Raw genomic sequence first — 10,449 nt, forward strand, 5'->3', positions numbered from 1 at the left:
CGAGGCCGGTAAGAGAGGCTTACAGCCGCAGAGCAAACCACCAGTTCACACTGGTGGTTTTGATTTTTACCTGTCGTTGTAGAACAAGATACCATCCATTCAACAACGATAAACTGGAAAGACGAATCAGTACTGGGCGATGCAGAAGTTCTCAATATGGTTTCATATGCCAAAAGCATAGGATTACAAGTCATCCTTAAGCCTATGCTGAATGTAAGCGACGGCACATGGCGTGCGCATATCAATTTCTTCGATCATGATGTGCCATGCGAGCCTAAGTGGTCAGACTGGTTTAAAGCTTACACAGAGTTCATTGTTTATTATGCGAAACTAGCGGAAGAATCACAGTCGGATATGTTTGTGATTGGCTGTGAAATGGTTAATACGGACCGGAGAGAACAAGAGTGGCGTGATTTAATTAAAGAAGTGAGAAGCCACTATTCAGGTCCTATTACGTATAACTGTGATAAATATCAAGAAGACCACGTGACTTGGTGGGATGCAGTAGACGTGATATCCTCGTCAGCTTACTACCCGATTCATACATGGGATGAACAACTGCCACGAATTGAAAAAGTAGTCAAAGAGCACAATAAGCCTTTCTTCTTTTGTGAAGCAGGCTGTCCAAGCAGGGAAGGGTCTAAGCTGTTACCGAATGATTGGGCTTTAAAAGGACAAATTGACTTAAGCGAACAAGAAGATTGGTATAGAAATATGTTTAAACACACGTCCAAAGAGCCATGGATTCAGGGATTTGGATTATGGGACTGGAAAGCTCTTCTATACCCCATCGATAAAGCAGAACACGATACTGATTATGCACTCTATGGGAAACCAGCAGAAAAAGTAGTTTTCGACTATTATACATCAGTCGAAAGGGAAGCGAAGAGTGTCTCATAGAAAAATAGGGATAGTGAAGGAGAAGAGTCGTTATGAAAATTGAATTTCCAAAAGATTTCTGGTGGGGGGCAGCCACATCGGGTCCTCAAAGTGAGGGCAGGTTTAATAAAAAGCATGCCAATGTATTTGATCACTGGTATGAAATTGATCCGGATGCCTTTTATAATAATGTAGGGCCTGATACGGCCTCGAACTTTTATAATAGTTTTAAAGAAGATATTGCCATGTTGAAAAAAATCGGTTTAAATTCAGTGAGAACATCTATCCAGTGGAGCCGATTAATCGATGATTTAGAAGAAGGAACGTTAAATGAAGATGGTGTTCGTTTTTATAACGACTTAATTGATGAATTTCTTAAAAATGGCATCCGTCCCGTTATCAATTTACATCACTTTGACATTCCAGCCGAACTGTATCATAAATACGGAGGATGGGAATCTAAATATGTCGTGGATCTGTTTGCTAAATTCGCTGAACAATGTTTCAAGTTATTTGGCGACCGAGTGGAAGATTGGTTTACCCATAATGAGCCGATGGTTGTAGTAGATGGGCAGTACTTATACCAATTCCACTACCCATTAGTGAGAGATGGTAAAAAAGCCGTTCAGGTCGCTTACAACTTAGTTTTAGCTTCAGCCAAAGCTATTGAGAAATTCAGAAAAGTCAATACGAATCCTAAGGGACGTATCGGTATCATTTTAAACCTAACACCTTCTTATCCGGCTACTTTGGAAGCAAAAGATGTAGAAGCCGCTCGCTTTGCCGATTTATGGTGCAATCAAATGTTTCTGGATCCCTCTATTCATGGAGTGTTTCCTAAAGAGTTAACAGATGTATTAGACAAAGACGGCGTGCTATGGGAATCGACAATCGAAGAAGAAAAGATCATTCTCGACAATACAATTGATGTACTGGGTGTGAACTTTTATCACCCGAACCGTGTCCAACAGCCAACGGTCTCTCCCAATAGTCTAACCGTGGACTGGATGCCGAATAAGTACTACGATTCTTATGAAAAACGCAATAGACGAATGAACGTGGACAAGGGATGGGAAATCTATCCCAAGGCCCTTTACGACATTGCCATCAATGTGCGAGATAATTACAACAACATTCCATGGTTTGTATCAGAAAACGGCATGGGTGTGTCACGTGAGGAACGCTGGTTAAACAAGGACGGCATGATTGAAGATGATTACCGTATTCAATTCATTCAAGAGCACTTATATTGGGTATCAGAAGGCATCAAAGCAGGTTCCAACTGCTTTGGCTATCATTTGTGGACACCTATCGACAGCTGGTCATGGATGAATGCTTATCGAAACCGTTACGGATTCATTTCCAACAACATCCATACTCAAGTCAAAACAATCAAAAAATCAGGCTACTGGATTAAAGAAGTAGCGGACGCTAATGCTTATGATATGCCTGAAGAATTAATTGAGTCATTAGTCATTCAACCGGAAAGTACCGATATAACAAGCGATATCGAACTCATTAAAGAATAAAAGATTAGGAGGGGAGCAATATGCTCACCCTCCTAATCTTTTTTATGTCCCGTTATCTGTTTATCGACGTTCGTAAGGAAGAGGGTGCTCTGAAAGAGGATAGAGCTAGATCATATAGACGTTCGCACTAAGAAGAGGGCTCTGAAGGGAGTTATAACGAACAGATATCGACGTTTAGGCTATGACTTTAGACCTGAACGTCGATAATTGCTGGTATAGCTTATAATTGTTCTAAAATCTCTTTTGCGGTCGCCAAATTCATATGTGGTGCTTTTTTAAGTTGGTCTGCGACCTGTTGCACTTGTTCACCCGTCGCTCCAGCGCTAATGGCTAGTGATCGGGCATGTAAGCCCATGTGTCCTTTTTGAATCCCATCTGTGATTAAAGCACGAACAGCCGCAAAATTTTGAGCTAATCCGACTGATACAATGATCCGTTCCAACTCTTTGGCAGTAGGCTGCCCTAATATTTTATGAGCCAGTTTTGCTCCGGGGTGAATGCTGATAGAGCCGCCGACAGCACCAACAGGCATGGGCAAAGTTAAAGTTCCAACTAAATCACCAGCATCATTTTTATCCCATTTGGTTAAAGAGCGGTATTGGCCTGAACGAGAGGCATAAGCATGACTGGCCGCTGATACAGCACGCCAATCATTTCCCGTCGCGATGACGACAGCATCCACACCGTTCATTACCCCTTTATTGTGAGTCACTGCTCTGTATGGATCGATTCGAGCAACTTGAGTGGCTTCAATGATACGGTCCCGCACGACTTCTCCAGAATAGTCTCCCGTAGCTAATTTACGTACTGGAATAGTACATGTAGCTGTGGCCATACATTCTGTCGTATAGTTAGATAAAATTCGTAATAGAGCTGTGCCACCAGTCACTTCTTCAAGATAAGGCGCGATACCTTCCATCATCGTATTAACGATATTTGCGCCCATAGCTTCCTGAGTATCGACATGCACGTGGATGGTTAGATAAGTAGGTGTTTCTTCATCCAAGACTCTTATCTCAATATCCTTTGCTCCACCCCCTCTTTTGACAATAGAGGGATGAGCTTCGTTGGCTCGTTGTAAAATAGCTTCTGTCCTAATTTTTACACTCTTAACAGCTTCATCAATATTCGGAACATTTTTTAGAGTGACTTGTCCAATCATTGTTCTCTCTGTGACAGCCGTTGAAAAACCACCACCAGAACTAATGATTTTTGCCGCAAAACTAGCAGCCGCAATCACTGAGGGTTCTTCGATGGCCATGGGTACGACCACTTCTTTATCATCAATAAGGAAATTCATGGCCAAGCCAAAAGGAAGAGAGTAATTACCGATATAATTTTCAATCATATGGTTACCGATGCCTTTTTCCAAGTTGAGTGATTCATTTAATAAAGCCTGACTGTCTTCTTTTGAAATAACACCAGCATCTAGTAAAGCCTGTATTTTTTCCTGAAAATCTTTTTTATAGAACTTTGCTAATTGACTTGTATCCATTTGTATCGAACCCTTCTACATTATCTCTCCTTCATTATGAATGAAATTTTTGAAAAAGAAAAGCGAAGAGTGATGAAGAAGAAAAATGAGGTTTACAATGTCATAAAAATTTAGTATACTAATGTAAGTGAAATAAAGTCGGTTCCTTAGCTCAGTTGGGAGAGCACTACCTCGACAAGGTAGGGGTCACTGGTTCGAGCCCAGTAGGGACCATATACATAAATTAACAAAATAGCCTAATAATCATAGACCATTTATTGGTCTACAAGATTATTAGGCTATTTTTTGCTTACTCTAAAGTGCCAACCTTTTCATGCGTATCAGTATCTATTTCTATAGTGAAGAATTATAATTAGCTTGTAAAACGGTTGCAATCCATTATAATTCTTGGAGGAGTGGAAAATGATTATATTAGCAATAGTTTTATTGTTGATAGTGGGTGTCGTAGCATTTTTAAATATGGAGACGGTCATGCTCAATCTTTATTTAACAAGTTTTGATCTCCCATTATGGTTGGTTATTGTCGGTACACTGTTGTTAGGTATAGTTATAGCCGGGCTGTTAGCCAGTGCTGTCATTGAGCGACACAAACAAGCTTTAAGAGATAAAGATGAAGAAATGGACCGGGCTGAGGCAGAAAGGAGAGAATCGGTTGAAAAAGTGAGACAAGATGCAGATGCTCAAATCGAAATACAGAAAAAAGAAGCTGAAATCCAACGATTAAATGCACAGTTAGCTTCAAACCAAAATAGAAACCAATCGGTGAATGAAACCAGTGTTGAAGGACCTGAAAGTAGACACACTAGAGTAGATGTGCCTGAAGAAAACCATACAATAATAGACGTACATGAAGAAAACAATCACGATAGAACAAAACTAAATCCAAGATAATAAATAGAATACGCCAGCTGATGACTAGCAGGACCATCATATAATTCATTTGAAGCACCATAAACTGTATCTATTAGACGTTTAGGTGCTTCTTTTATTAACCCTTCCAAAAGAGGTTTATGATAATTTAGATGTGTATCATTTCAAAGTCTCAGGAAAAAAGAAGGAGGATAAAAATGTCTCTCATTAAGAAAATAAAAGAAAAATTTTCTTCAAGAAAGAGCAAAACGTTAAGTGAATTTAGAAAGGAATTAAAAGAACGCGATATAAAGCTAAAAAAAGACCAGAATAATGGAAAAAAGCATTCAAAATCAAAGGGACGTTCAAGAAATGACTAGTCAAATGATAAGTGAGTAGTTTGGTATTCTTCAGGCTAGAAATTATTGTATATGAGAGCCTATTGTGATAGCGGATACATTATTTTTGAGATATAGTATAATTAGTGACAACTAAGGGTTCGCAGTTGGTTTACACGAAAGAAATTAGTCAGGTTTATAAGGTATTTAAATTTTAAGGAGGAACGACAGTATGGAGTACACCTATTTAGGACGAACAGGGTTAAAAGTGAGTAAGCTGTGTTTAGGAACAATGAATTTCGGTTCGTATACCAGTGAAGAGGATGCATTTGCTATTATGGACAGAGCACTGGATGCAGGCATCAACTTCTTTGACACAGCAAATGTATACGGCGGCAAGGATCAAAGAGGACGGACGGAAGAAATTATTGGTCGCTGGTTTGCACAAGGTGGCGGACGAAGAGAAAAAGTCGTTCTGGCCACGAAAGTATATGGTGGGATGGAAGATGAAAAGGATGGACCGAATAAAGATAGCGGATTGTCTGCATATAAAATCCACCGACACTTGGAAGACTCTCTAAGACGTCTTCAAACCGATCATGTTGAACTTTATCAAATGCATCATATTGAACGCCATGCACCTTGGGAAGAAATATGGGGTGTATTTGAATCATTAGTCAATCAGGGAAAAACCTATTATATCGGGTCGAGTAATTTTGCCGGCTATCATTTAGCTCTTGCTCAAGCAGCAGCCGAAAAACGGCATTTTCTAGGATTGGTATCTGAGCAGCATAAATATAACTTGCTCTGCAGGCTACCAGAATTAGAAGTCCTTCCAGCTGCAGAAGATTTGGGTATTGGCGTCATACCATGGAGTCCATTGGGCGGAGGTTTGCTCAGTGGAAAAATTCTCGACCCGGAACCCGGATCAAGAAGTGAACAGCGCGCATCTGAGTTATCTGATCAGGAACGTAGTCAATTAGAAGAGTATTCTAAGCTATGTAAAGAAATTGGAGAAACTGAACCGAATGTCGCTTTGGCATGGCTGTTAGCCAACCCAGTTGTGACAGCTCCGATTATTGGTCCTAGAACGATGGATCAATTGGAACAGGCACTCAAAGCTGTTGAAATTAACCTCTCAGAAGATGTGATGGAAGAACTGGACAGAATCTTCCCTGGTCCGGGAGGTCATGCTCCAGAAGCTTACGCTTGGTAAAAACTCAGTGGAGTGGTCAGTTGCGGGTTGAATGAAAAACACGTTGTTTCAATCCTAGCGGATACTGAATGAATTCTGTTAAAAACCTACAAAAAAGCACATTACTCTTTTGGACTTTACTGTCCAGTTAAAGAGGAATGTGCTTTTTAATATACTTATTTTACTTTGATAAAATTATCTATCTACGTGATGAGAGAGATCTTCAATCAGCTTTTTACCTTGTTCAATAGTTATTTCACCTTGTGTATTTCTAATGTCTTCAGGGGATGGAGCAGGATTGCCCATGCCGCCGTGAGGGCTTGGGTCTTTTTCATACTTAAACTTCTCACCATCTTTAGCAGTTCTTCCTTCATAGAATTCTCCAGAAGCTTCTCCCTCAGAGAAATTCATAACAGTGTGGTTAAACTTCGAATGCTCTAAATCTTTTGTACCGTAAGGAACGACGACACCGTATTGCTTCTCCAATTCTTCAGCTGCTTCAATAAACTGCAGTTGATGCTGCGTTTCACGAGCCATTAAGAAAGCCAGCATGTCTCGAATGCCTTCATCTTCAGTCATATGATATAAACGAGTCACTTGGGGACGACCCATTGATTCACGCGTCACATTAAAGCGCATGTCTGCTAGCATATTTCCGCTTGCACTCATATAGGCCGCTGTCCAAGGTGTTCCGTTTGGATTGTTTAAATTAGCACCTAGTCCATTTAAAATTCCGTGGTTAGGGTCCATTCCGCTTAATACAGAAGCAATCTTAGCGTCATTATTGTTATAAATACTTTCTTGTACATTTAAAGGAGAATCCTTTAAAAGCAAATTAATCATATTGGCTAGCATTTCAATGTGTCCAATTTCTTCCGTACCTGTATCTAATAGTAAATCTTTGAATTTATCATTTTCTTTCCCAACTGTATTCCATGCTTGGAATAAGTAGGAGGTCATTCCTGTCATTTCGCCTCACTGTCCACCAATCGCTTCTTGTAATCGACGTGCCATCAACGGATCTGGTCTCTATGGTTCAGCATTATATTGCAGTTTGTTCATACGTTTAAACATAATTTTTCCTCTCTCTTTCTTAATAGTTTAACATCAGAAACAATTTACAATGAGTAATCCTTTTAGAACGACCCAAAGTTACCACGGCTTAAAAAGAAATACAAAGAATAAGCCTTGGTTCTGCTTCAAATCGAATCAGTTGAACCTGTCATTTTGTCTGTTGTATACTCAATTTGAGATAGAGAATAATTAAAGGAGGAAGATTGAAAATGGCAAATGACGGAAAATGGGATCAGGCAAAAGGTAAAGCAAGAGAAGCAGCCGGAAAATTAGTAAATGATAAAAAGCAAGAATCTAAAGGAAAAGCTGAGCAGAGGTCTGGCAAAGTAAAAGAGAAAGCAAATGATACAAGAGACTCGGCAGAAGGAACAGTTGAAGGAATCAAAGAATCTTTCACTGATAATGATAAGAAAGACAAGAGAAAAAGATAAATCTTAATAAACCATAGCTCCCTATTGGGTTTGTGTACATTCAATGTATACAGCTTAATAGGGAGTTTTTCATTTTTTTGAAAATAACTAAATTAATTAATATAAGTAAATATCTTGACATCTTTTCTCATGCACTATATACTCATATACACAGGTATATAACCATATGACCAAACAAAGAAGAAAGTGGTGAGCGTATTGCCTCAATCATTTGATGATAGTAAGCCGATTTATATACAAGTGAGAGAAAGGCTGGAGGATATGATTGTAAAGGGTCAACTTGAAGAAGGTGAACAGGCGCCTTCTACAACTCAGTTATCTAAGTTTTACAAGATTAATCACATTACAGTTGGAAAAGGAGTTAATCAATTAGTTGACGAAGGGGTTTTATTTAAAAAGAGAGGTATTGGGATGTTTGTTTCGGATGGAGCAAAAGAGAAATTGCTAGAAAATCGTAAAAAGACTTTTGTAGCAGAATACATTCACCCATTATTAGTAGAAGCTGAAAAACTAGGCATAACAAAAGAAGAACTTTCAAATATGTTAAAACAAGAAAAAGGAAGTGAGTAATATGGAACCAAAAGTAGAATTTAAAAATGTCAGTTTGAAGGAAAATGATTTTCAAATTTTAAACACTATTCAACTATCCTTAATGAGTAATAAAACAATTGGTCTCATTGGGAGGAATGGAGCAGGAAAAACGAGCCTACTTTCTTTATTAGCTTCTTACCGTTTGCCGACGAATGGGCAAGTATTGATTGATGGTGAGGAAGCTTTTGAAAATGATGACAAAATGGAACAAGTTGTTTTCATTTACCCTGAAGATTATACAGAAGAAAGCGATACGGTAAAAGATACATTGACTTTTATGAGTCGCTATCTTCCCAATTATGATAGCGACTATGCTGCTTATTTAATTGAGCGATTTAAATTACCTTTAGATAAAAAAGTAAATGAATTATCAAAAGGGATGCAGTCGGCTTTAAATGTTACAAGCGGATTAGCTAGCAGGGCGCCAATTACTATTTTTGACGAAGCGTACTTGAGTATGGACGCTCCGTCAAGGGATATTTTTTACGAGGAATTGCAAGAGGATCAAATTAAGCATCCTCGTTTAATAATTATGTCTACCCACCTTGTTTCTGAAGCAGAGTATTTGTTTGATGAAGTGGCGATTCTTCATAAAGGGCAATTACTTTACCATGAAGAGTATGAATCACTTGTTTCCAAAGGTATAACAATTACAGGTGATAAAGCTGAAGTAGATGCCCTAGTTGCATCTTATGAACAGATAAATGAAAAACATTTAGGTAATGTCAAATCTGTTACCGTATTTGGAGAAAAACTAGAACAGCTCGTTGATAAAGCAGAGAGTTATGATGTGGAGATCAGTCCGGTTTCCTTGCAACAACTCTTTAATCACTTAACAGAGGAGAGACAATCACATGAATAAACAAAAGAAAAAATGGATGATTGGAAAAGATGTAACAGAATTTCTTAGTTTTGCTCATCTGTGGTATTTAGGGATAATCGTTGTCATTTATATACTGATGTTTATCTTTTTTGGAACATTGGATGCACCAGTTTCAGACTTTTTAAACTTTTCGTATAGCTCAGCATCCATTTATATGATTATTATGGGAGCTATTGGAGCGTATTATTTCTTTCCTGTGTATATTCAGCTTGGTGTCACAAGGAAGCAAACCTTTTTCGGCAATGTGATAGGCGCATTAGGCGGAGCTCTCACACTTGTTATATTCACCGTGATTATTTCGCTCATTCAACATTTAATATTTCGACTGTTTAACTGGACGATTACGGACTATCAGGGATTAATCGAAAGCTTTATCATTTTATCAGAAGAAACGTCTTCTACTCATTTTCTATTAGGAACATCCTTTTTATCAGGATTTAGTCGATGGGTCATCACACTTCTATCTTTCTGGCTATCAACTTTATTAAACTACGCAATTGGTTGGATGATAGGCACAGGCTTTTACAGGGGTAGTTTGTTTGGTGGAGTAGGGACTATTTTGTTAGGTATTCTCTTTCTATTGGCTAGTGATATCTTTTGGAGTGGCAATGTTTTACCATTCTTGCCAGAAATTAGCTTAGAAGGTAGCCCGAGTATGTTGTGGTTTCTTGCCGTTCTAGTCATTGTCGCCAGTATTGCACTGATTTTTTGGTTTGTGAGACAGCTGACGAAAAAAATGCCTATTAAATTATAGAAAGAATGAATAAAAAGGAGAAAAAAATGGAAACTATACTTTCAGTCAAGAATTTAAGAAAATCCTATAAAGAAGTTCAAGCTGTGAAAGGTATATCCTTTGAAGTGAAGAAAGGTCAGCTCTTTGCCTTTTTAGGACCAAACGGAGCAGGGAAATCCACTACAATTGATATTTTATGTACACTTTTAAAACCCAATGCGGGAGAGGTAACATTAAATGGCCACACATTGGGTAAGAATGATGGAGACATTAAGAAAAGTATCGGAGTTGTTTTTCAAGACAGCTTATTGGATCCCACATTGACAATCCGTGAGAACTTAAGAATCCGTGGAAGCTTGTATGGTATGACAAAAGATGAACTAGGGACTGGGAAAAAACTCAGTCTAAATAAATCAGCCCAGCCATTTATGTTAAAAAATAAATGGCTGGGC

At 38.6% G+C, this 10,449-nt stretch carries 11 protein-coding genes, 1 tRNA gene and 1 pseudogene; 11 read left to right on the top strand and 2 right to left on the bottom strand.

Annotated features, from left to right (window positions below; genetic code table 11):
• Positions 1 to 81: 81 nt before the first annotated feature.
• Positions 82 to 900 (top strand): annotated as a pseudogene (locus tag ABDZ53_RS09450) (glycoside hydrolase family 113); the annotation flags it as partial.
• 32 nt (positions 901 to 932) lie between these two features.
• Positions 933 to 2,408: a glycoside hydrolase family 1 protein gene (locus tag ABDZ53_RS09455; RefSeq protein ID WP_343755901.1), complete on the top strand. Its 1,476-nt coding sequence runs from the start codon at positions 933 to 935 to the stop codon at positions 2,406 to 2,408.
• Between the two features lie 220 nt (positions 2,409 to 2,628).
• On the opposite strand, the gene ABDZ53_RS09460 is transcribed toward ABDZ53_RS09455, so the two are convergent.
• A complete protein-coding gene (locus ABDZ53_RS09460) occupies positions 2,629 to 3,903 on the bottom strand; it encodes a hydroxymethylglutaryl-CoA reductase, degradative (RefSeq protein ID WP_343755903.1) in 1,275 nt (424 codons plus the stop codon).
• Between the two features lie 140 nt (positions 3,904 to 4,043).
• Between ABDZ53_RS09460 and ABDZ53_RS09465 the strand changes: the two genes are divergently transcribed.
• The 4 genes from ABDZ53_RS09465 (at position 4,044) to ABDZ53_RS09480 (ending at position 6,306) form a co-directional block, all read left to right on the top strand.
• Positions 4,044 to 4,116, top strand: a tRNA-Val gene (locus ABDZ53_RS09465).
• A 189-nt stretch (positions 4,117 to 4,305) separates the two neighbouring features.
• Positions 4,306 to 4,794, top strand: a complete 489-nt coding sequence (locus ABDZ53_RS09470) for a LapA family protein (protein WP_343755905.1) — start codon at positions 4,306 to 4,308, stop codon at positions 4,792 to 4,794.
• Between the two features lie 176 nt (positions 4,795 to 4,970).
• Positions 4,971 to 5,132: a hypothetical protein gene (locus ABDZ53_RS09475; protein WP_343755907.1), complete on the top strand. Its 162-nt coding sequence runs from the start codon at positions 4,971 to 4,973 to the stop codon at positions 5,130 to 5,132.
• 190 nt (positions 5,133 to 5,322) lie between these two features.
• Positions 5,323 to 6,306 (top strand): aldo/keto reductase, encoded by a 984-nt coding sequence (locus ABDZ53_RS09480; protein ID WP_343755909.1) that lies wholly within the window; start codon positions 5,323 to 5,325, stop codon positions 6,304 to 6,306.
• Positions 6,307 to 6,480: 174 nt separating this feature from the next.
• Here ABDZ53_RS09480 and ABDZ53_RS09485 read toward each other — a convergent pair whose 3' ends face one another.
• Positions 6,481 to 7,254, bottom strand: coding sequence for a manganese catalase family protein (locus ABDZ53_RS09485; protein WP_343755911.1), 774 nt, complete (start codon positions 7,252 to 7,254; stop codon positions 6,481 to 6,483).
• A gap of 314 nt (positions 7,255 to 7,568) precedes the next feature.
• Between ABDZ53_RS09485 and ABDZ53_RS09490 the strand changes: the two genes are divergently transcribed.
• The 5 genes from ABDZ53_RS09490 to ABDZ53_RS09510 all read left to right on the top strand — a co-directional run.
• Positions 7,569 to 7,790 (top strand): CsbD family protein, encoded by a 222-nt coding sequence (locus ABDZ53_RS09490; RefSeq protein WP_343755913.1) that lies wholly within the window; start codon positions 7,569 to 7,571, stop codon positions 7,788 to 7,790.
• 198 nt (positions 7,791 to 7,988) lie between these two features.
• Positions 7,989 to 8,360, top strand: coding sequence for a GntR family transcriptional regulator (locus tag ABDZ53_RS09495; RefSeq protein ID WP_425541702.1), 372 nt, complete (start codon positions 7,989 to 7,991; stop codon positions 8,358 to 8,360).
• A gap of 1 nt (position 8,361) precedes the next feature.
• Positions 8,362 to 9,243: an ATP-binding cassette domain-containing protein gene (locus ABDZ53_RS09500; RefSeq protein WP_343755917.1), complete on the top strand. Its 882-nt coding sequence runs from the start codon at positions 8,362 to 8,364 to the stop codon at positions 9,241 to 9,243.
• Positions 9,236 to 10,018, top strand: coding sequence for a hypothetical protein (locus ABDZ53_RS09505; RefSeq protein ID WP_343755919.1), 783 nt, complete (start codon positions 9,236 to 9,238; stop codon positions 10,016 to 10,018). Before ABDZ53_RS09500 ends, ABDZ53_RS09505 begins: the two co-directional genes overlap by 8 nt.
• Positions 10,019 to 10,044: 26 nt before the next feature.
• On the top strand, positions 10,045 to 10,449 hold a 405-nt coding region (locus ABDZ53_RS09510), incomplete at its 3' end, for an ATP-binding cassette domain-containing protein (protein ID WP_343755921.1).

This window comes from Alkalibacterium iburiense (assembly GCF_039521845.1).
Taxonomy (GTDB): Bacteria; Bacillota; Bacilli; order Lactobacillales; family Carnobacteriaceae_A; genus Alkalibacterium; species Alkalibacterium iburiense.